The following is a 20,915-nucleotide window of genomic DNA, read 5'->3' as shown; positions in this document are numbered from 1 at the left end:
AACGCTTGGTGGTTTTTTGTCCTATATCAAACCGTGGCATTTTATTAAATACATTCAATTTTTACTTTTTCCGTTACATGATTAAAACTATAATTCTCCTATCCTTTCAAATAAAATCGACTTGTATTTTCATATATTGTTTCTGCAACCTTATCAATGGATATGTTTTTTATAGAACTAATTTCCTTTAATACCTCTCGAATCATTCTTGGATGCGTTACAACACCCTCTTGAAATTCCCACGGTCCATCTGTTTCTACCATCATATATTCAAGCGGATAATACGAAACGATTTTTCTAATCTTCTCCTTATGTAAAACATCCGGTGTAATCGAAATATAATAACCATTTCTCATCATCCGTTTCATTGTTTCATCGCTTCCTTTAAACCAATGGAAGTGTGCACGTGAAACTTTATATTTCTCTAGCAAATCACATACAATGTCAGCATCTTCATAAACTGCATGTAATACAATCGGCAAATTATACTTACTAGCTAGTTCTATAAATTTTTTCAATACAGCTATGTATAGACCTGCAGCAATTCTTTCATCTTCTTTTCTCAAATAATAGGGCAAACCTACTTCACCAATCGCAACAATTTCCTCTGCGTTCTGTTCAATAAGTTGATAAATCTGTTCACACTCTTCTTTATGAATCTGTTGCTCTGGATGAAACCCTATCGCTGGATATATAAAGGGATACTTCTTCGCTAAAGATAACGTTTCCTTACAAGATTGATAATTCATAGATACCGCAATAAGCCCCTTTATTTCATTACTATTTTCCACCTCTTTTAGTAATCTGCTCTTCTCTTCATCCTTATATTGATCAACATGTATATGACTATCAATCCATTTCATCTTTATGCCCCCATAAAAAAAACAAGAAAGGACTTCCTTTCTTGTTTTAGCATCTATATTATTTAACAATTAAGTTTGTTATGATATCAAATAATCCAATACACACTACGGCAACAGTAAAGTAGCTACAGAAATCTTTAATTGGTAACTTCACTACTTCTTCTTTACTCATCCCATTTTTCTCCCTTCTTACTAGATCCCTAATTATTTTTCTATTTGTATCTATTATGCAAAAAATATGACAAATTTACTATCGAATTAACTTACGTACACCTTACAATGTTGTAAGGTTTTAAAAAAGATCCCCATCTTGATTCAGATGAGGATTATTAAAAATTAGTTGGTTTTTCATTCTTCATTACAAACAGAAAGTAATACATTGAGACTTTCTAGTTACACTATATGAAAATTACTATCTTTTAACTATCGAATTACATTACAGAAGGCTTACATGTTTGTAAGTTATGTGTAATGTAATTCGATAGTTCCCCTTACTTATATTTCGTACAATAAAATTAGAAAGTAAGCCAAATAAGAAGAACAATCACATAACCAAATTACATTGCTAGTAGCTACTCTTCTTATACCTTTCACCCATGCTACTACAATGTACCCCCTTCCCCTTTATATAAGAAAAAAGCCTTAGTCTATATGGACTAAGGCTTTTTTGCTAACCTTAAAAATACCCTTACCCAGTATTTTTATTTTCGACAAAAAATAGCTGGGGGTATATTTCTCTATCTCACCGTTAAAAGTTTACTCTTCGCATTTATAGGAATATTTGCAACCTCAATCTCTTCAATGGACTCACCGTAACGCCCTTTTGCAAAAACCTTTAATGCTTCATCTCTCTTTAACATATGCTTAACCGTTTTCTTTATTTTCTGCTCTCTACCACGTTCATCGAATGCAATGAATTCATATTCATACCACTCATCACCGATATGCTGACCAATTGTATTCACAACCGTATAGTATTCTTTCGTCTTATAAAATGGATTATATTTATCGATAACCGGTCCAAGTTTCGTAGGCAGTAACATTACTACTATCACTATCATCGCTATTATAGTAGTGATCATTTTTTTCTTCATAATAAACATTCCTCCTCTGCAGGATATATATACATCCATTTTAAAAAGGGGGAATAAAATCTACTATTGAATCTCATTACATTACACTTACATTTTTGTAAGAATTAAAAAAGGTGAACGAATTTACTCGTTCACCTTTTAGCTTGCTTTAAAGCCACCGCCAAGTACATCACGTACATCGTGTATAACAACGAAAGCATCTTCATCTACCCGGCTAATAACTTGTTTTAACTTAACAAGCTCTTGTTTATTAATAACAACATATAAAACTTCTTTATTTTTACCAGTATATCCGCCGCGCCCTTCCAATACAGTAACACCGCGTGTCATATTTTTCGTAATGGCCTCACGAATTAAATCTGGTTGATTTGAAATAATCGTAACAGCCGTTTTTGTATCCATTCCTTCTACAATGAAATCAATCACCTTCGCTCCGATGAACACAGCTACAAGTGTATACATTGCCTTTTCTTGCCCTATTATAAATACAGAACCAGCAATTACAACAATATCAATAATTAGTACGCCTTTACCTACACTCCAACCTAAATATTGATTTGCTAACCGAGCTAAGATTGCTGATCCTCCCGATGTACCTCCGGCTTTGAACATACAGCCTAATCCAATACCCACAAATAAACCAGCAAATAAAGCTGCTAATAATGTATCACTATTTACATGATACTCAATATGTTCTGTAACGTATAAAAACAAAGATGTTTCTACAATCCCTAAAATTGTATAAATCATTGTTTTCTTATCAAAAAATTTATAACCAACAGCTAGTAAAATTGCATTTATAGCAAAATTCACAATCCCTGGTGACCAATCAAATAAGTAGTACGTAACAACCGTTAAACCAATAATTCCACCTTCCGATAAACGGTTTGGAATTGCAAAGTAATTAATACCAATTGCGAATAATAATGAACCAATTGTAATTAGTGTTATTTCCTTTATACGTTGATTAACCATAGTTCATACCCTCCCCCCATTTGACATTGTATCACTATCTCCTAGAGGTTTAGAAGTGGTTTTTATTCCGCATTTTCCCTCTTAAAAATTGAAATATTATGTTTAAACAGAGGGTTGATTAATTATTCATATTTGCTCTAACTACATGGACAAATCGCTCCACATTCCCTTTCTGAATATGCTTAACTCTAACCGTTTCATGATTATAAGTAAACTCAAAGTACGGATGAAAATCTATGCTATCTATATGCAAATATGAGTACTCTTTAAATGTTGAAGGATAGTACGGAAATTTCCCGTAAAACAGGAGACGTCTAGTAGTGGCAACAAAAATTCCATGTTGATAACATAACATGAAATTATCCTTCTCAAAGATCCCTACTACAAAGGCTAAAATTTTTTCGTCATCCTCTATATACTTGTTCACACTTAATAAAAGTTCATTCATGCATATCCCTCCAAATACTATTCTTGAAAAGAATCCATGGATTATTACAGACCGGTTTAACTCCTTTATAAAGTATGAAACGCGTTTCCTGTCAAAGATATTTCAAAAAAATAATCCGTTATGCGATTATACACATAACGGATTAAGATTAAACTGTAGAACGTTCCACAAGTTCGTATGGAATTTCCAGCTTTTCTTGTTCAGAACTCTCATCATTCACTTTTCTATGCAACATTTCAAAAGCAGTTTTCCCTATCTCCTTTAAATTTTGATCAATAGTTGTCAATTGTAACACTTGCGAGATAGGTTGATTATCCAAACCAATAATTGCTAAATCTTCAGGAACTCGAATACCTAATTTCCCAACTTCCGTCATAACCCCAATCGCAACTTCATCGCCTGCTACTATTAATGCTTCAGGAAGATCCTGCATCTCTTTTAACTTATGAGCCACTTTTACACCGTCTTCTAGTGTAAAACATTCTGTAAAAATCCATTCTTCATTAACCTCTTCGTCTATAGATTGCAATTGCTGTTTATAAACATCAAAACGCTTTTGACTACTCGGCCCTAATTTTCTTCCCGTACAATAACCAATTTTTTTATAACCTTTCTCAATCAAATAATCCATTCCTAATTGAAAGGCCGCTGAATGATTCGTATATACACTTGAGATGTTTGAAATATCATTGTCTTCACAAGCAATTATTGCGCCGTAAGAAGCATACGGTTCTATCGTTTCCCAATCATTTGCACGTGAACAAATAATAAGACCATCCAATTGTTTTGTTTTTAACATATGTAAACTTTTCATTTCTTCTTTTTTATTATAATTCGTTTGGCAAAGTAGCACCCTGTAATTATGAGTTAACGCTCCCTCCATCATTCCCCCTACCATTGCATCAAAGCTCGGGTGATTAATGTAAGGTAGAATTACACCAACAATATTCGTCTTTCCTTTTGATAAATGAACAGCATTTGCGTTTTGCGAGTAATTCAATTTCTCAACTATCTCTATAACCGCTTTCCTTTTTTCTTCACTTACATATGGGTGATCATTCAACACTCTCGAAACAGTCGTAACTGAAACTCCCGCCATCTTTGCAATATCTTTAATATTAGCCATACACTCACCTCTACCTTTAACTTAATGAATCTCATGAACATATGTCAAATCTTCTTATCATTACACCTTCATTCGTTTCTCTTACAAAAGTGTAATTTTTCTGTAAGCTAATTCGATAGTTACTTTCCGCAACATTTCATACAATTGAGTCAGAAACAGGGTAACAACTATTCGAAAAGGAGCGGATTAATATGATGAACAAAATGAAAACGAACAATTTCTTAAATACAATGGGCATGGTATTTTCCGCTCTTATCGACGCAAAAGCTGCTGCTTCTACATTAAACAAGTAAGGAGAATATATTATGAATAACATCACTTTTAACAAATTAGATTTTTTAGGACTAGCTAGTGGCTCTCTTCTTCTTACTGCTTTTATTTACGCCGCTACGCTTGTATAACTTTGTGTCCCCTTTCCCCTTTATTATAAATAGCAATAGAAAAGACGACCGTCTATGCCCGGTCGTCTTTTCTTATTTTTGATTTGATTGCAAAGCTTCTTTTAACTCCTCAAACTTCTCATTTAATTGATCTGTCATCATTTTCATAGCGGTTTTTCGATCTATTTGTTCTCCAGCCTCAATTTGAATTGGATCTCCAAAAATCAATTGTGCCTTTTTTCCCTTTATTAATTCTTTTACACTTGATGGACCAACATAAGCTGCTGGTACTAACGGAACATTAGAACGCATCGCAATTGTCACAGCACCCGCTTTTAATGAAACATCTTCCGCTGATCTTGTTCCACTCGGAAAAATCCCTACTACCTTTCCTTCTTTTAATAAACGTGATGGAATTTTAAGTGTACTTGGTCCTGGATTCGCACGATCTACAGGGAATGCATTTACATTTTTAAAGAACCAATTTTTGAATTTCCCTTCAAATAATTCTTTCTTGGCCATGTAATGAATTTGAGTTGGATACATCCCTGTAGCTAACATTAATACATCCATAAAACTTGTATGTGTACATGCAACAACATACGGTCCACCTTCTGGTAGCTTTTCTCTTCCTTGTACTTCTACTTTCCCAGCTGTTTTAAATATATATTTCAACAAAAATGTAATTGGTTTATACATTTGTTTCGTTCCTTTCTAAACATCCGAAGTATAATCATATTCTTACAATAATTATAACACTAAGTTTTAGGAGTTGGTAATAAAATTAAGAATGAATTGTTAAATTTCAATTCTTACAAAAGTGTAATTTTCTTGTAAGCTAATTCGATAGTTACTTCTTACTATATTTCATACAATTAAGTCAGAAACAGGGCAACAATTATTCGAAAAGGAGTCGATTAATATGATGAACAAAATGAAAACGAACAATTTCTTAAATACAATGGGCATGGTATTATCGGCTCTTTTCGATGCAAAAGCTGTTGCTTCTACATTAAACAAGTAAGGAGAATGTATTATGAATAACATTACTTTTAACAAATTAGATTTTTTAGGATTAGCTAGCGGCTCTCTTCTTCTTACTGCTTTCATTTACGCTGCTACGCTTGTATAACTTTGTGTCCCCTTTCCCCTTTATATAGAAAAAGACGACCGTCTATGCCCGGTCGTCTTTTTAATTTTTTCTTTCTTTCAACTCTTTTAAAAGCTGTATCAGCTCAGCTTGTTGTTTTATCTTTTTACGACCATTTCGATTAATTGCTGCAAGCTCACAGGCAACTCCGACGGCGAAGAAAAACAATAAACTTTCTAACATGTGAAATCCTCCATTTGCCTATTAAACAGCTTGACGTAATTGTTCTTCTTGTAAAACTCTCTTATTTATATTTTCTTCTTTTCTCTGGCAAACGTTATTGCGAATAAGTGCTGCAATAACAAGTACAGTCCCTATAATATCAAACATTGTGATCTGATACCCTTGCATCATCATAATAACTAAAGTCGTAATTGGTACAAAATTAATAAATAAAATCCCATTAATGGATGATAAAATTTTCACACCGTAGTTCCAAGCAAGTAGCGCTACAATACCTGGCAATGTCATCATAAATAACAAATCATACTTCACAATAGAAATCGTTCCCATACTAGGAACTGAAACATATCCAAGCGACGTAATAATTACCGTTATAATTCCTGTAACAGTCGTACCGAATACACACGTCAACGTAGAATAACGTAATGTTGACCAATCACTACACGTTTGACCACCCATCGTATAAATAACCCAGCCTACAACACCAATAAATATAAATGCTAATGAGAACATATTATCTTTCAATGTTACAAAGAAACTCATGTCACCTTTTGTAATAACAAACACAGCTCCTACAAAAGCAATAACCATACTCGTTATCATATACTTCTTCGGTTTTATATGCTTATATCCCCATAAAATACAAATAGAAATCATCGGCATAAGTGATTCCATAATGGAAGCTACCATTACACCCGACTTACCCATTAACATTTGCCCTAAAAATATGAGGACATTATATACTGTAAATGCCATCGTTCCAAAAAAGACGAGTAACTTTCCTCTTCCCTCTAAACGAAATGCCTGTTTTCCTTCTTTCATTAACAACAATACAATCAGCATTATCGCCACTGCTCCATAACGAATAAGCGAAAAATAAAATGGATCTATGTATTCTAGCGCATGATCAGCAACTGGAAACATCGCTCCCCATGACATACTCGCAATTAAACACGCTAAAGCCCCTATTATCATTTGACCTCTTCTCACCGCAATCCCCCGTTTCTTTCTATTTGCACAAAGAGAATTGTAAAAGAAAAAATATATCACGTAAAATGATTCAAAATGATGTTAACTATCATTTATAATGATAGTTAACATCAAGGGGGATTACAAAATGGAATTACGAGACTTACAAATCTTTAAAAGCGTTGCCGACCAGGGTAGTGTAAGTAGCGCAGCAAAGGAATTAAATTATGTACAATCAAATGTAACTGCACGTATTAAACAACTAGAAAACGAATTAAAAACCCCACTCTTCTACCGCCATAAACGAGGAATGACTTTAACAGCTGAAGGAAGAAAAATGCTCGTTTATGTTAGTAAAATTTTGCAAGATGTCGACGAACTAAAACAAGTATTTTTAGATAGCGAAACACCCTCCGGTATATTAAAAATCGGTACAGTCGAAACAGTAAGTACACTGCCTACCATTTTATCTTCTTACTATAAAAGCTATCCGAATGTCGATTTATCATTACAAGCGGGTCTAACAGAAGAATTAATTAGACAAGTACTTGATCATCAATTAGATGGTGCCTTTATATCAGGTCCTATTAAACATCCACTAATCGAACAATACGATGTTAGTACAGAAAAATTAATGCTTGTAACACAAAATAAAGCTTTTCATATAGAAGAATTTACAACAACGCCTCTACTCGTTTTTAACCAAGGATGCGGATACCGTTCCAAACTAGAACGATGGCTGAAAGACGAAGGTTTGCTACCAAAAAGAATTATGGAATTCAATATATTAGAGACAATATTAAACAGCGTTGCACTCGGCCTCGGAATTACACTCGTACCACAGTCTGCTGTCCATCATCTTTCTAAAGCAGGTAAGGTACATTGTCATGCAATTCCTGAAAAATACGGCAGTATTTCAACGGTTTTCATACGCCGTAAAGATAGCTATATGACGAATTCAATGCGTAGTTTTTTAAAAACAATTGAAGAACATCATCATATCAATATGCTGTGAAAGACATTCTTACATGAATGTCTTTTTTTCTTACAAAAGTGTAAGTCTTTCGTAAGCTAATTCGATAGTTGCAAGTGGACATATTTCCTATAATTAAGACATAAGCAGGGCAACAACAATTCGAAAAGGAGCGGATACGCATGATGAACAATATGAAATCAAATAAATTTTTAAATACAATGGGCATGGTGCTATCCGCACTTGTCGATGCAAAAGCTGTTGCAACTACATTAAACAAATAAGGAGAGATTATAATGAACAACATTACTTTCAACAAATCAGACTTCATCGGACTTGCAAGTGGAGCTACTCTTCTTACGGCTTTCATTTACACACTTGCTCAAGGTCTTGTTTAACACTTTGTATCCCCAAACCCCTTTATATAGAAAAAGCTGCTCGTCTTATAGACAAGCAGCTTTTTAGTTTGTTTCATATATAATTTGACCTGTTTTCGTAATATCATATCCACCAATCGCATTTAATTCATTATGAAATTCTTCCGATTGCAGAATGTCTTTCACGACTTCAATCAGCTCTTCATTTTCTTTATTCTTCAAAATTACTAAATCATACTGTTCTTTCATGATTGGAATAAAGTCCACATTTACAATTTGCGAAAACTTTTCTGAACCTACTCCTACATCAGCTTTTCCATTTGCAACTTGCGTGGCAACACCCAGATGATTCGATTCTTCCCATTCATATCCACTAATATCAGCTTTATTTAATTTTTGGATTCGTAATTGTTCATCCACTAACACTCTAATACCAGAACCCTTTTCTCGATTTATAAACTTTATAGTGGATCTGGATATGTCGGCCCATGTCTTTATTTTCTTCGGATTTCCTTTTTGGACATAAAATCCTACATTTCTGGACAATAAATTAATCATAATACATGGCTGGCCTACTAAAATGCGTTTTACATAAGGAACATTATATGTACCCGTTTCACCATCAAACAAATGCAAACTAACGATACTTCCTTCTCCTTGATACATTTTCACTAAACTTGTTAAGCTACCTTGATACGCTCTTAAAACATTAGAACTTGGCAAACGATTTTCTATACGTTTAGCTAACATATCTAACGTTAGTTCTTGACCACTAATAATACACGTGTTCAAGATACTACTACCATCGTTTTTTACAGGAGTAACTTGTACCTTTCCTGTTTTCATTTGTTTTATATATTGATCTAAATCTGCTGCATCAATGCGCATCTGTCTACCAACTCTATAAGAAGGAAGTTCTCCTTTTTTAATTAAGTCGTATACAGTTAATTTTGATACTTTTAATCGCTTTGCTACTTCTTCCGTTGTGTAGGAATGATGATCCATAGACGATTCCTCACTTTCTTCTTTCATTGTAACAAAGAAAAGAATATTTCTCCTATTTTTTAAAAATAGATATATGTTCAAATTATATTCAATTATAACTAGTTATATTTAGTTATATTTAGTTATAATTAGATGTGTCAAAACGAAAGGGGATTTTTTTATGAATAAATTTACATTACGTTCGATTGGGGCACTTATACTTTCTTTTCTTCTTATATTTAGTGTTGCATGTACAAACGGAGATAAGAAAGAGAAATCAACTGCTAAAGAAGGAAAAGCAGTTGAACTTACTATCTCAGCTGCTGCAAGCTTACAAGATGCATTAAAAGAAATTGAAAAACAATATAAAGAAAAAGAACCCAATATTAAACTTTCTTTTAACTTCGGTGCTTCTGGAGCACTTCAACAACAAATTGAACAAGGTGCACCTGCTGATTTATTCTTCTCTGCAGCAGAAGATAAATTCCAAACCCTTGTAAAAAAAGGATTCATTAATGAAAAAGAAGGGAAAAATCTTCTTGGAAATGAACTAGTTCTAGTCATCCCTAAAGATAGTTCTCTTACAAAATTTCAAGATTTAAAAGATGAGAAAATCAAAAAAATTGCACTTGGTACACCTGAATCTGTACCTGCTGGAAAATATGCAAAGGCTTCTCTAACACACGAAAACCTTTGGAATGATGTTCAAAATAAAGTCGTATTTACAAAAGATGTTCGCCAAGTGTTAACATATGTAGAAACAGGGAATATCGATGCTGGTATCGTATACAAAACAGATGCTCTCATTTCAGATAAAGTAAAGATTGGTGAAACAGCAGCAGCTACTTCTCATGAGCCAATCCACTATCCTTTAGGTGTTATAAAGGAATCTAAACATAAGAAAGAGGCGACTTCATTTTATGAATATTTGCAGTCAAAAGATGCACAATCTATCTTTAAGAAATATGGATTTACAGTCCTGTCGTAATTACTATGAGCATTGATGCTATTATATCGCCTGTCTTTCTATCTTTAAGAGTAGCTGCGTGTGCCACTATTCTCGTTACAATTTTAGGGACGATTGTCGGGCGAGCACTAGCTCGCTCCTCATGGCGATATAAAGTACTATTAGAAACTATATTTTTATTACCAATGGTACTTCCACCAACTGTTATCGGCTTCTTTCTCATTATCATCTTTGGAAACAACAGCCCGATCGGAAGGTGGGTTGAATCATTATTTCAGCAGTCTATTATGTTCACATCTACCGCTGCGATCATCGCTTCTACAGTTGTTGCATTTCCGCTTATGTACCAATCAGCGAAAACGGGATTTTCTATCGCAAATGTACAAATTGAAGAAAGTGCTCGTGACCTTGGCGCAAGTGAATATCAAGTTTTTCTGCACGTTACACTTCCGCTCGCATTTCCTGCATTACTAAGCGGGATGATTTTGAGCTTTGTCCGCGCGCTCGGTGAGTTTGGTGCTACACTCATGTTTGCCGGGAATATCCCTGGTAAAACACAGACAATCCCGACTGCAATTTACATGGCCATTGACGCAAGTAATATGCAACTCGCCTGGACACTTGTGGTTATCACTATTAGTATGTCACTCCTATTTCTGCTATGTATTCAGCTTATTAACAAAAGAATTACTAACCCTTAAAGCAGCTTTTTTGGAAGCTGCTTCTTTATTTCTTAGGAAATAAAGAAGCAGTCGGGAAATAACTGAATTTTACCTCTTATTTAAATATACATTTTATTTGAATTCACTTTCTAAAATAGGCAATTTCCTGTTATTATATGGAGGTGTTTCAAAAAATGAAGAAATGAAAACGCATTTATATCGTGAATTCTTCATCCTGTTTTAGCGATCGGTAATCTTCTACTCTATTAGTGGGGCATTACCGATCGTTAGAACAATATGTAACTATATTGGTATAGCAAACCGAAGGGAGTCTTGTAATGGACATTTTATTAGCGCTTCTTCCTGCAATTGCATGGGGAAACATCTTATTAGTAAGCGTAAAAATGGGCGGTGGTGCATATAGCCAAACGGTAGGTATGACAATCGGTGCTCTATTCTTCGCAACAATTATGTATGTATTTACTCAACCAGCTTTAACAATGACAGTCTTAATTGTTGGGTTTATTTCAGGTTTATTCTGGGCTTTAGGACAAGTAAACCAATTAAAAACAGTTGAAAAACTAGGTGTTTCAACTACCGTAACAATTTCTACTGGTATGCAACTTGTTGCAACTTCTATCTTTGGGGTTATCGCTTTCCGTGAGTGGACTACTACTACAACGATTATTCTGGGAACGATTGCAATCCTATTAATCGTAGTTGGTGTTGTATTCACATCATTAGATGATAAAGAAAATGCTCAGCCACCAGGACGATTGAAAAAAGGACTTCTTACTTTAATTGTTTCTACTTTCGGCTATCTTGTATATGTAATTATTATTCGTTGGTATAATATCGATGGTTGGTCTGCTATTTTACCACAAGCAGTTGGTATGTTTGTTGGTGCGGTTGTACTGACGTCTAAACATAAACCATTTAACAAATATGCAATCCGTAATGCTTTATCTGGTTTACTATGGGGAACTGGAAATTTATTCTTACTCCTTTCATTACCACGTGTTGGAGTAGCAACAAGCTTCCCATTATCTCAAACTGGAATCGTTATCTCAACATTCGGTGCGATTGTATTCTTAGGTGAAAAGAAAACAAAACGTCAATTGATCTTTATTGCACTAGGTAGTGTTTTAATTATCGGCGGCGCTGTATTACTTGGTATGACAAAAGCATAATCTTACATTCTATTAGTAAACCCCTGAAGCATATGTGCTTCAGGGGTTTTTTAATTCTAATTATTTTCTAGATATAATTATTTGTATGTTCTTGCTCCTTATAATTGCTCTTCCACTCTAGCAAACCAGCTACACATATAAAGAGATTAATAATAGCTAATATTAGCATGACGTATAAAGTAATAGCCCTTTCCTTTACCATGAATTTCCGCCTTCTCATTATCCATTCCACCTACGATAAGTCTTTTCTTTTTACAAAATTCCCTTAAAAATGATATCGTTTTTATAACATATCTCTACTAGAAAGGAATAAAGGATATGGCAACTAAACATCGAATTTTATTTATTGGCGCCGGTCGTATGGCAGAAGCTATATTTTCCGGATTACTCAAAACAAGCAAAGAATACATCGAAGAAATTATCGTCTCTAACCGAAGTAACGTAGAAAAGCTCAAACAGTTACAACATCGATATAATGTGTCTACTGCAACAGATTGGAAGCAGCATATTACATCTGTTGATACGGTTGTTTTAGCAATGCCACCTTCTGCTCATGAAGAGTTATTAACTGAGCTATCTCCGTTAATATCAAATCAACTTGTCGTAACAGTAGCAGCTGGCATTGGACCATCTTATTTAGAAGCTAGACTCCCAAAAGGCACGCCTGTTGCTTGGATTATGCCTAATACAGCTGCTGAAATTGGAAAGTCTATCTCCTTATATACAATGGGACAATCAGTAAATGAGTTGCATCAAGAAACCCTGCAACTGCTTTTAAGAGGCATTGGTACTTCACAGCTTTGCACCGAAGAAGAAGTTCATCAGCTTACTGCAGTTACTGGAAGTGCGCCAGCCTTCCTTTATTACTTTGCTGAAAGCTTAATTGAAGCAACAAAAAGTTATGGAGTCGATGAAGAAACCGCAAAACATCTTGTCATTCAAATGATTTCTGGCTCTGCTTCTATGCTTGAACAAACGCAAAATCCAGCTAACCTCCGAGAACAAGTAACAACACCAGGTGGTTCCACAGCTGAAGGTCTCAAAACTTTATATGAATATAATTTTTCAGAGGCAATTCAAAAAGCAGTAGAAGCAACAAATAAAAAAGCTAGGGGGAAATAATATGAATTTAACAAATTTAAAAGACTATACAACATTACATAATGGTGTGAAAATGCCTTGGTTCGGTTTAGGTGTTTTTAAAGTAGAAGATGGTTCAGAAGTAATTGATTCTGTAAAAGCAGCAATTAAAAATGGCTACCGCAGCATCGATACTGCAGCAATCTATCAAAATGAAGAAGGCGTTGGACAAGCGATCCGTGAATCCGGTGTTTCACGTGAAGAATTATTTATTACATCAAAAGTATGGAATAGCGATCAAGGCTATGAATCAACACTTCAAGCATATGAAACTACATTAGAAAAATTAGGGCTAGAATATTTAGATTTATATTTAGTACATTGGCCTGTAAAAGGGAAATATACTGAATCATGGAAAGCGCTAGAAAAACTTTATAAAGATGGCCGTGTTCGTGCTATCGGTGTGAGTAATTTCCACATTCACCACTTACAAGACGTATTTGAAATTGCTGAAATTAAGCCAATGGTCAATCAAGTGGAATATCACCCACGCTTAGCACAAGAAGAATTACATACTTTCTGTAAAGAACATAACATCCAGCTTGAAGCTTGGTCACCATTAATGCAGGGCCAACTATTAGATAACTCAACATTACAAGAAATTGCGACAAAATATAATAAATCAACTGCGCAAATTATTTTACGCTGGGATTTACAAAACGAAGTTGTAACAATTCCTAAATCAATTAAAGAATATCGCATTATTGAAAATGCAAACATCTTCGACTTTGAATTAAGTGCTGATGATATGAAAGTAATTCAAGCTTTAAATGAAGATCGTCGCGTTGGTCCAGATCCAGATAACTTTAACTTCTAGTAGAAAAACCACTGCCATATGCAGTGGTTTTTCGTTTAAGAAAACTGAAAATTTAAACTATATTTTATTTAGTTGACACTTCATTATTCAAGGTGTAAGATTTTGAATTATCAAAGAAACACAAAAATTAATAAAATTTATTCGTTTACTCATTGTATCAAGAGAGGTGGAGGGACTGGCCCTTTGAAACCTCGGCAACAGGTTCATTTTGAATACTGTGCCACTTCCTGCAAGCTTTATGCTTGAAAGATAGAATGAGGGACTTCGTTTATATACGGGTGCATAACTTGTACGTAAAAATCCCTCTTTCTCAATATGAAAAGAGGGATTTTTTATTTTTCATTTCCCTCATCATCATCCAAACTTAATTATTTAGGAGGAAAATCAAATGAAAAAGAAGTTTGTACCCGGTATTGCATCAGTTGTAGGAGTAAGTATTTTATTAGCTGGTTGCGGTAGTTATAAAAACGAAGCAAGCGGAGCAAATGCAAAAGACGAGGCACCTAGTAAACAAGTTTTAAACTTATCTTCACCTACTGAAATACGAACAATGGATACGGCTCGTGCTACAGATACTGATTCTGGTCAAGTAATGAGAAACGTATTTGAAGGTTTATATAATCTTGGTGAAGGTAACAAACCTGTTCCTGGTGTTGCACAATCTCATGAAGTAAGTGGCGATAAAACGAAATACACATTCCATTTGCGAGATTCAAAATGGTCAAACGGCACTCCTGTTACAGCTAAAGATTTTGTGTTCGCTTGGCAAAGAGCCGTAGATCCAGCAACAGCCTCTGAATATGCATTTCTATTCTTTGATATTAAAAACGCAACAAAAATTAACAACAAAGAACTTCCAGCCGACCAACTTGGTGTAAAAGCAGTTGATGACCATACGTTTGAGGTAGAATTAGAGCGTCCTGTTCCTTATTTTATTAGCTTAACAGCGTTCCCAACATTTCTACCAATTAATGAGGAATTCTTTAAAGCACAAGGTGATAAGTACGCTTTAGAAGATAATACAATCTTGTACAATGGAGCTTTTACACTAAGCGATTGGAAGCACGAACAAAGCTTTAAATTTAAGAAGAACCCTACCTATTGGGATAAAGATACTGTTAAACTAGAAGAAATCAATTTTAACGTCGTAAAAGAAAAATCAACAGAAGTAAATTTATTCGAGTCAAAACAATTAGATCGTATAAAACTAACATCTGACTTCGTTGATAAATATAAAAAAGATGCTAACTTTAAAGAACGTCCAAACGTAGGCGTACAATTTTTACGTATGAATCAACAAAACAAAGTACTTCAAAACGTTTCTGCACGCCAAGCAATCGATCAAACAATTGATAGAAAATCCTTTGTAAATACGTTATTAAATGATGGCTCTACACCAACATTTGGTCTCGTTCCAAAAAACTTTGCAAAAGGACCTGAAGGAAAAGACTTCCGTACTGCAAACGGCGATTTAACAAAAGTTGATACAAAATCTGCACAAGAGTTATGGAAAAAAGCTAAACAAGAGCTTGGTTCTGAAAAGATAACATTAGAATTATTAACGAGTGATGCTGACCTTGATAAGAAAACTGGTGAATTCTTAAAAGGACAACTAGAAAAGAATTTAGATGGCTTAACAGTAAATATAAAACCGCAGCCGCGTAAGCAACAAGTTTCGCTTTTATTAAAAGGTGACTACGAAATCGGAATTGATGGCTGGAGCCCTGACTTTGCTGATCCAATCACATTCCTTGAGCTATTTACAACGAATAATCCTTACAACTTAGATCATTACTCTAATAAGGAATTCGATGAAACAATAGCAAAAGTGAAAACAACCTTAGCTGGTGATGAAAAAGCTCGCTGGGAAGCATTACTAGAATCAGAGAAAATATTATTTAAAGACTCTGTTATCGCTCCTCTTTATCAAAAAGGAGAATCTTATTTAGAACGTTCTTACGTAAAAGGAATTGTGCAAGTAGATTTTGCTGGTCAGTTAAACTTCAAATGGGCAAAAATTGAAAAATAAAGTGAAACTTTAATAATTGGGGTTTCTTCATCCCCAATTATTATTAGCCCACACCAATTGTTTTTTTAGCAAAATATATTAAAAGCAGATTCTCTCATACAAGAGAATCTGCTTTTTTAATATATTATTCTAAGAAATTAACAATCTGTTTTTATTATTGACATATAGTTCTTTCCAGTGTTAATATTCTAAATAATCAAATAAACAAAATATTTCACCATCAAAATATAACGTCCACTACGTTAAAAGATATAACGATAGATTATAGTTCAACATGTATATACATATAGAACACCTGATTACCTACATGCACATATCTATAATGGGTTTTATCTCCTTCTATAGCTACTTCAAGACATGGACATTATGACGTTACGAACAACACATTTAGGGAGGACCGAACAATGAAGAAAAAAATTGTACCTGTTGTTGCATCTGTTTTAGGGGCAAGTCTATTACTAACTGCTTGCGGGGGAAATAAAGATAATACAAGCGGAGCGAAAGCAAACGATAAAGCACCTGATAAACAAGCAATTAACTTATCATTTGCTTCAGAAATTCCAACAATGGATGTTGCCAAAGCAACGGATGGGGAATCCATGAATGTAATGCGAAATGTTTTTGAAGGTTTATATGCAATGGGAGAAGATAATAAACCTATCCCTGGTGTTGCTGAGTCGGTTGACATTAGTCCCGATAAAACAAAATATACATTCCACCTGCGTGATTCAAAATGGTCAAACGGTACTCCTGTTACAGCAAAAGACTTTGCCTTCGCTTGGCAACGTGCCGTAAGTCCTGAAACAGCTGCCGAATATGCATTCTTATTCTTCGATATAAAGAATGCAAAACAAATAAACCAAAAACAATTGCCAATTGATCAATTAGGTGTCAAAGCTCTTGATGATAAAACGTTAGAAGTACAACTAGACCGTCCTGTTCCCTATTTCTTAAGCTTAACGACATTTTCAACATTCTTACCAATTAATGAAGATTACTTAAAATCTCAAGGCGATAAATACGGTTTAGAAACAAATCATTTAATTTACAACGGTGCTTTCACATTAGATAACTGGAAACACGAACAAAGCTTCCAATTAAAGAAGAACCCTAACTATTGGGATGCTAAAACTGTAAAATTAGAAGAAATCAACTTCAATGTCGTTAAAGATAAGTCTACAGAAGTTAACTTATATGATTCAGGACAAATTGATCGTGTTGCTTTAACTGCAGAGTTTGTCGATAAATATAAGGGCGATCCAAACTTCAAGGAACGCGCTGAAGTTGGCATTCAATTTTTACGACTAAATCAAAAGAATGAAACATTAAAAAATCAACATGCACGTCTTGCTATTAACGGCGCTATGAATAAAAAAGCTTACGTAGAAACAATTTTAAATAACGGCGCTATTCCAGCTGAAGGAATGGTTCCTGCGAAATTCGCAAAGAGTCCTGAAGGCACTGACTTCCGTAAAGAAAATGGAAACCTAGTTAAAGATGATGTGAAAACAGCAAAAGAAAACTGGAAAAAAGCAAAGCAAGAACTTGGTACTGACAAAGTAACAATTGAGCTATTAACAAGTGATAATGCTTTAGCTAAAAAGACTGGTGAATATTTAAAAGGTGAATTAGAAAAGAACTTAGATGGATTAACAGTGAATTTAAAACCGCAACCACGTAAGCAACAGTTGAAACTACTATTAAGTGGTGACTATGAAATCGGAATTGACGGCTGGGGCCCTGACTTCGCTGATCCAATTACATTCTTAGATTTATTTACAACAGATAGCGCTTATAACTTCGATAAATACTCTAACAAAGAGTACGATGAGCTAATTCATAAAGTAAAAACAGATTTAGCTGGTGATGAAAAAGCACGCTTTGAAGCAATGAAGCAATCTGAAAAAATCTTATTACAAGACGGTGCTGTCGCTCCGTTATACCAACAAGGTCGCTCTTACTTACAACGCTCTTTCATTAAAGGACTTGTAACGACTGACTTCGGCGGTGAATTTAACTACAAGTGGACAGAAGTTGCAAAATAATAAGTACTAATAAAAGGTATCCAATTGAAGGATACCTTTTTATTTTATGCTTCTTTAACTACAGAGCTTCTTCTTCCCTTTACCATTCCTTTTATAGCTAAAGTCGTCACTGCTACTAATTGTGTAACCAATACAATAACTAATAATGAAATAATATTTCTCTCTAAACTAACTCCTCCGAATATTATTGTATAATAGCCATTTGCTGCATATGTTGCGGGAAATAATTCACCGATCGTTTGATATGTTTTAGGAAGCATTTCAGTACCTCCTCACAAATTCAATTTACCATATACATACAAATCGTTTTTGATTTAAATTGCGGATTAGCCCTTGTGACTGCAGGATAATAATTTATTTTCAACACATACATAATTACATGTTTTTGGGAAAAACTTGTATAGAACGAATTTACATAAGGAGGAATTTATAATGAGAATTCTACTATCAGTTTTATTAGCTCTTATGCTAGTACCTGCATTAACAGGATGTAAAGCTCCTGCAAAAGAAGACACAACTTCTAATAAAAAGACGACTGAAGAAGCAAAAAATGAGGCTCCTGCAGATTTAAAACTAAACTTCAATGAATTCGATTTAAAGGCAGACTACCAAGATACAAAGAAAGACTACGAAGCAGACTATAAAAATGTAGCAGCTGATAAGAAAATGGAAGCAAAAATTGAAGATCATAAAGCAGATGTAAAATTAACAGGAGACGAGGCTATCACAAAATTAAGCCCACTTCTACAAGAATTAAAATTTGATAAAGATACTGCTGACCAAGAAGTAATCGATCAAGTAGTAAACGTGTTCAAACTTGATAAAGACTATCAAAAATTCGATTTAGAAGTTGTCTTCTCTGATGGAACGAAAAAAGAATATAAAAGAGAAATAAAATAAAGAAGTAGGCGATTGCCTACTTCTTTATTTTTTAATTTTTGCGTATCTTAGTTCTGGACTAGAACCGATAATGAACTGAACACCAGATACTGATGGTTTTTGTAAATATGAAGCACTTGGGAAAATAATTGGGATTAATGGTGAATCTGTAAACATAATATCTTCCGCTTTATGCAATAAGTCAAAACGCTTATCTTCGTTTTGTTCAACTTTTGCTTCTTTTACTAAAGCGTCAAATTCTTTATTATGCCATTTTGCATAGTTATTCGGACCATCACCTGCATATAAATCTAGTTTGGTAATTGGATCTAATAAAGAGCCGCCCCATCCCATATAAGCTAATTGGAAATCACTTTGCTTGTATGTGTCGATGTAACTCTTCCACTCTTTATTTTCTAATTTAATATCTACGCCAAGATTTTTCTTAAACATTTCTTGCATTGCTTCTGCTACTTTTTTATGTTGTGTATCTGTAGTGAATTTTAATGTTACTTCAGGTAATGTAGACCACCCTTGTTCTTTCATACCTTCTTCTAATAATTTTTTCGCTTCTGCTGGATCAAATTTAACGTAATCACCTTTTTCTTTACGAAAATCACGACCACTTTGTGTTTTTGCTCCTTCTGGAACGAATGCATATGCTTCTTGCGCATTATTTTTATACAGTTTTTCAACGATAAATTTACGATCAACCGCTAATGAAAATGCTTTACGTACCTTCGCATTTGTAAACGGCTCTTTTTCTACGTTAAACGAATAAATATAAGATGAGAATCCTGCAACACGCTTATATTCTTTATTTCCTTTTTCTTTTTCAATCATCTCTTGTGGTAAACCACTTAGTAAATCTAATTCTTTTGATTTAAATAATTGATACGCTGTTTTAGAGTCTGGAATAATACGAAACTCAATTTCTTTTAGAGTTACCTTTTTATCGTAGTATTCTTTATTTTTTTGTACTGTAATAGCCTGGTTATGCTTCCACTCTTTTAACTGGAATGGTCCATTCGTAATTAGCTCTTTTGGATCTGTTTTTAATTTATTATTATCATCAATCGACTTTTTAGCTAATGGAATAAATAATGAGCTTGCTAATTTTTGTTTAATAGAAGCAACTGGATGTTCAAGAGTTACCTTTAATGTTTGAGGATCAACGACTTGAATACCAACTTGTCCCTCTTCACCTTTTCCAGTATTATATGCCTCTGCCCCTTTAATGAAATACATTTCTGTCGCATTCATAGAACCCGTTTTCGGATTTAATAATCGCTTCCATGCAAATTCAAAATCATTTGCCGTAATAGGAGAACCATCTGACCATTTAATATCTTTCTTCAAATGGATTGTATATTCAGTTCCATCAGCATTTACCTCTTCTTTCTCTGCTAATTCATTTTGATATTTCCCATCACTATCTTGCGTATATAAACTTGAAAACAACTGCCCAATTATATAACCTGACGTGCTATCTGTTGCAATAGCAGAATCAAGTGTGTATGGATCACTACTAATATTCGTTACTAATCGATCGCCTTCTCCCTTACCAGCACTCGCCTTTTGCGTCTCTTTCTTACCACAAGCGACCGAAGTAATCGCTAAAACAGTCATAATGATAAACAGTAAAAACTTCTTCATCCTACATT

Annotated in this window: 24 protein-coding genes and 1 riboswitch; of the genes, 12 read left to right on the top strand and 12 right to left on the bottom strand. The window is 34.2% G+C overall.

Going from position 1 to position 20,915, the window contains the following annotated elements; all coding sequences use genetic code 11:
- Window positions 1–98: 98 nt before the first annotated feature.
- The 5 genes from MHI26_RS01190 to MHI26_RS01170 form a co-directional block, all read right to left on the bottom strand.
- Window positions 99–863: a TatD family hydrolase gene (locus MHI26_RS01190; RefSeq protein ID WP_061666733.1), complete on the bottom strand. Its 765-nt coding sequence runs from the start codon at window positions 861–863 to the stop codon at window positions 99–101.
- 737 nt (window positions 864–1,600) lie between these two features.
- The gene (locus tag MHI26_RS01185) at window positions 1,601–1,957 is read right to left on the bottom strand and encodes a YxeA family protein (protein ID WP_000728423.1); all 357 of its coding nucleotides are present in this window, start codon (window positions 1,955–1,957) and stop codon (window positions 1,601–1,603) included.
- A 138-nt stretch (window positions 1,958–2,095) separates the two neighbouring features.
- Complete coding sequence (locus tag MHI26_RS01180) at window positions 2,096–2,932, bottom strand: YitT family protein (protein ID WP_000248046.1); 837 nt, start codon at window positions 2,930–2,932, stop codon at window positions 2,096–2,098.
- A 118-nt stretch (window positions 2,933–3,050) separates the two neighbouring features.
- On the bottom strand, window positions 3,051–3,380 hold the full coding sequence (locus MHI26_RS01175) for a PH domain-containing protein (RefSeq protein ID WP_061666734.1): 330 nt from the start codon (window positions 3,378–3,380) through the stop codon (window positions 3,051–3,053).
- Between the two features lie 148 nt (window positions 3,381–3,528).
- Window positions 3,529–4,506 carry a LacI family DNA-binding transcriptional regulator gene (locus tag MHI26_RS01170; protein WP_061666735.1) on the bottom strand — a complete coding sequence of 326 codons (978 nt, stop codon included), beginning with the start codon at window positions 4,504–4,506 and terminating at the stop codon, window positions 3,529–3,531.
- Window positions 4,507–4,811: 305 nt separating this feature from the next.
- On the opposite strand from MHI26_RS01170, the gene MHI26_RS01165 reads away from it, so the two are divergent.
- The gene (locus tag MHI26_RS01165; RefSeq protein ID WP_001060007.1) at window positions 4,812–4,907 is read left to right on the top strand and encodes a DUF3948 family protein; all 96 of its coding nucleotides are present in this window, start codon (window positions 4,812–4,814) and stop codon (window positions 4,905–4,907) included.
- A 72-nt stretch (window positions 4,908–4,979) separates the two neighbouring features.
- On the opposite strand, the gene MHI26_RS01160 is transcribed toward MHI26_RS01165, so the two are convergent.
- Window positions 4,980–5,585 (bottom strand): lysophospholipid acyltransferase family protein, encoded by a 606-nt coding sequence (locus MHI26_RS01160; protein WP_000277778.1) that lies wholly within the window; start codon window positions 5,583–5,585, stop codon window positions 4,980–4,982.
- Window positions 5,586–5,922: 337 nt separating this feature from the next.
- Here MHI26_RS01160 and MHI26_RS01155 point away from each other — a divergent pair, with 337 nt between their 5' ends.
- A complete protein-coding gene (locus MHI26_RS01155) occupies window positions 5,923–6,018 on the top strand; it encodes a DUF3948 family protein (protein ID WP_001060007.1) in 96 nt (31 codons plus the stop codon).
- Window positions 6,019–6,078: 60 nt separating this feature from the next.
- Here MHI26_RS01155 and MHI26_RS01150 read toward each other — a convergent pair whose 3' ends face one another.
- Together MHI26_RS01150 and MHI26_RS01145 are read right to left on the bottom strand one after the other, a co-directional pair.
- Window positions 6,079–6,219: a YrzO family protein gene (locus MHI26_RS01150; protein ID WP_000894065.1), complete on the bottom strand. Its 141-nt coding sequence runs from the start codon at window positions 6,217–6,219 to the stop codon at window positions 6,079–6,081.
- 21 nt (window positions 6,220–6,240) lie between these two features.
- A complete protein-coding gene (locus MHI26_RS01145) occupies window positions 6,241–7,209 on the bottom strand; it encodes a DMT family transporter (protein WP_002004285.1) in 969 nt (322 codons plus the stop codon).
- Between the two features lie 127 nt (window positions 7,210–7,336).
- Between MHI26_RS01145 and MHI26_RS01140 the strand changes: the two genes are divergently transcribed.
- On the top strand, window positions 7,337–8,203 hold the full coding sequence (locus tag MHI26_RS01140) for a LysR family transcriptional regulator (RefSeq protein ID WP_061666736.1): 867 nt from the start codon (window positions 7,337–7,339) through the stop codon (window positions 8,201–8,203).
- Between the two features lie 254 nt (window positions 8,204–8,457).
- Window positions 8,458–8,559, top strand: coding sequence for a DUF3948 family protein (locus MHI26_RS01135; RefSeq protein WP_001060018.1), 102 nt, complete (start codon window positions 8,458–8,460; stop codon window positions 8,557–8,559).
- A 63-nt stretch (window positions 8,560–8,622) separates the two neighbouring features.
- Here MHI26_RS01135 and MHI26_RS01130 read toward each other — a convergent pair whose 3' ends face one another.
- The gene (locus MHI26_RS01130; protein WP_002094235.1) at window positions 8,623–9,543 is read right to left on the bottom strand and encodes a substrate-binding domain-containing protein; all 921 of its coding nucleotides are present in this window, start codon (window positions 9,541–9,543) and stop codon (window positions 8,623–8,625) included.
- 160 nt (window positions 9,544–9,703) lie between these two features.
- Between MHI26_RS01130 and modA the strand changes: the two genes are divergently transcribed.
- The 3 genes from modA (at window position 9,704) to MHI26_RS01115 (ending at window position 12,341) form a co-directional block, all read left to right on the top strand.
- A complete protein-coding gene (gene modA / locus MHI26_RS01125; RefSeq protein WP_001032241.1) occupies window positions 9,704–10,510 on the top strand; it encodes a molybdate ABC transporter substrate-binding protein in 807 nt (268 codons plus the stop codon).
- A gap of 5 nt (window positions 10,511–10,515) precedes the next feature.
- The gene (gene modB / locus MHI26_RS01120; protein ID WP_002152004.1) at window positions 10,516–11,190 is read left to right on the top strand and encodes a molybdate ABC transporter permease subunit; all 675 of its coding nucleotides are present in this window, start codon (window positions 10,516–10,518) and stop codon (window positions 11,188–11,190) included.
- A 299-nt stretch (window positions 11,191–11,489) separates the two neighbouring features.
- The gene (locus MHI26_RS01115; RefSeq protein WP_061666737.1) at window positions 11,490–12,341 is read left to right on the top strand and encodes a GRP family sugar transporter; all 852 of its coding nucleotides are present in this window, start codon (window positions 11,490–11,492) and stop codon (window positions 12,339–12,341) included.
- Between the two features lie 67 nt (window positions 12,342–12,408).
- On the opposite strand, the gene MHI26_RS01110 is transcribed toward MHI26_RS01115, so the two are convergent.
- Window positions 12,409–12,561 (bottom strand): hypothetical protein, encoded by a 153-nt coding sequence (locus tag MHI26_RS01110; RefSeq protein WP_001254374.1) that lies wholly within the window; start codon window positions 12,559–12,561, stop codon window positions 12,409–12,411.
- A 98-nt stretch (window positions 12,562–12,659) separates the two neighbouring features.
- Between MHI26_RS01110 and proC the strand changes: the two genes are divergently transcribed.
- From proC to MHI26_RS01090, 4 genes are all read left to right on the top strand, one after another.
- Window positions 12,660–13,463 carry a pyrroline-5-carboxylate reductase gene (gene proC, locus MHI26_RS01105; RefSeq protein WP_000201593.1) on the top strand — a complete coding sequence of 268 codons (804 nt, stop codon included), beginning with the start codon at window positions 12,660–12,662 and terminating at the stop codon, window positions 13,461–13,463.
- A gap of 1 nt (window position 13,464) precedes the next feature.
- Complete coding sequence (locus MHI26_RS01100) at window positions 13,465–14,298, top strand: aldo/keto reductase (RefSeq protein ID WP_001054776.1); 834 nt, start codon at window positions 13,465–13,467, stop codon at window positions 14,296–14,298.
- A 151-nt stretch (window positions 14,299–14,449) separates the two neighbouring features.
- Window positions 14,450–14,554, top strand: a riboswitch (SAM riboswitch).
- A gap of 132 nt (window positions 14,555–14,686) precedes the next feature.
- Window positions 14,687–16,327 carry a peptide ABC transporter substrate-binding protein gene (locus tag MHI26_RS01095; protein ID WP_000726437.1) on the top strand — a complete coding sequence of 547 codons (1,641 nt, stop codon included), beginning with the start codon at window positions 14,687–14,689 and terminating at the stop codon, window positions 16,325–16,327.
- Window positions 16,328–16,731: 404 nt separating this feature from the next.
- On the top strand, window positions 16,732–18,372 hold the full coding sequence (locus MHI26_RS01090) for a peptide ABC transporter substrate-binding protein (protein WP_000727298.1): 1,641 nt from the start codon (window positions 16,732–16,734) through the stop codon (window positions 18,370–18,372).
- A gap of 44 nt (window positions 18,373–18,416) precedes the next feature.
- On the opposite strand, the gene MHI26_RS01085 is transcribed toward MHI26_RS01090, so the two are convergent.
- The gene (locus MHI26_RS01085) at window positions 18,417–18,632 is read right to left on the bottom strand and encodes a hypothetical protein (protein WP_000937087.1); all 216 of its coding nucleotides are present in this window, start codon (window positions 18,630–18,632) and stop codon (window positions 18,417–18,419) included.
- Window positions 18,633–18,804: 172 nt separating this feature from the next.
- Here MHI26_RS01085 and MHI26_RS01080 point away from each other — a divergent pair, with 172 nt between their 5' ends.
- Window positions 18,805–19,272: a YusW family protein gene (locus MHI26_RS01080; RefSeq protein WP_001221551.1), complete on the top strand. Its 468-nt coding sequence runs from the start codon at window positions 18,805–18,807 to the stop codon at window positions 19,270–19,272.
- A gap of 24 nt (window positions 19,273–19,296) precedes the next feature.
- On the opposite strand, the gene MHI26_RS01075 is transcribed toward MHI26_RS01080, so the two are convergent.
- Window positions 19,297–20,907, bottom strand: coding sequence for a peptide ABC transporter substrate-binding protein (locus MHI26_RS01075; protein WP_000714088.1), 1,611 nt, complete (start codon window positions 20,905–20,907; stop codon window positions 19,297–19,299).
- Between the last annotated feature and the right edge of the window lie 8 nt (window positions 20,908–20,915).

Origin of the sequence: Bacillus sp. FSL K6-1218 (genome assembly GCF_038006445.1) — a bacterium.
Taxonomy (GTDB): domain Bacteria; phylum Bacillota; class Bacilli; order Bacillales; family Bacillaceae_G; genus Bacillus_A; species Bacillus_A thuringiensis_S.
This window is presented reverse-complemented; position numbering and strand designations above follow the sequence as displayed.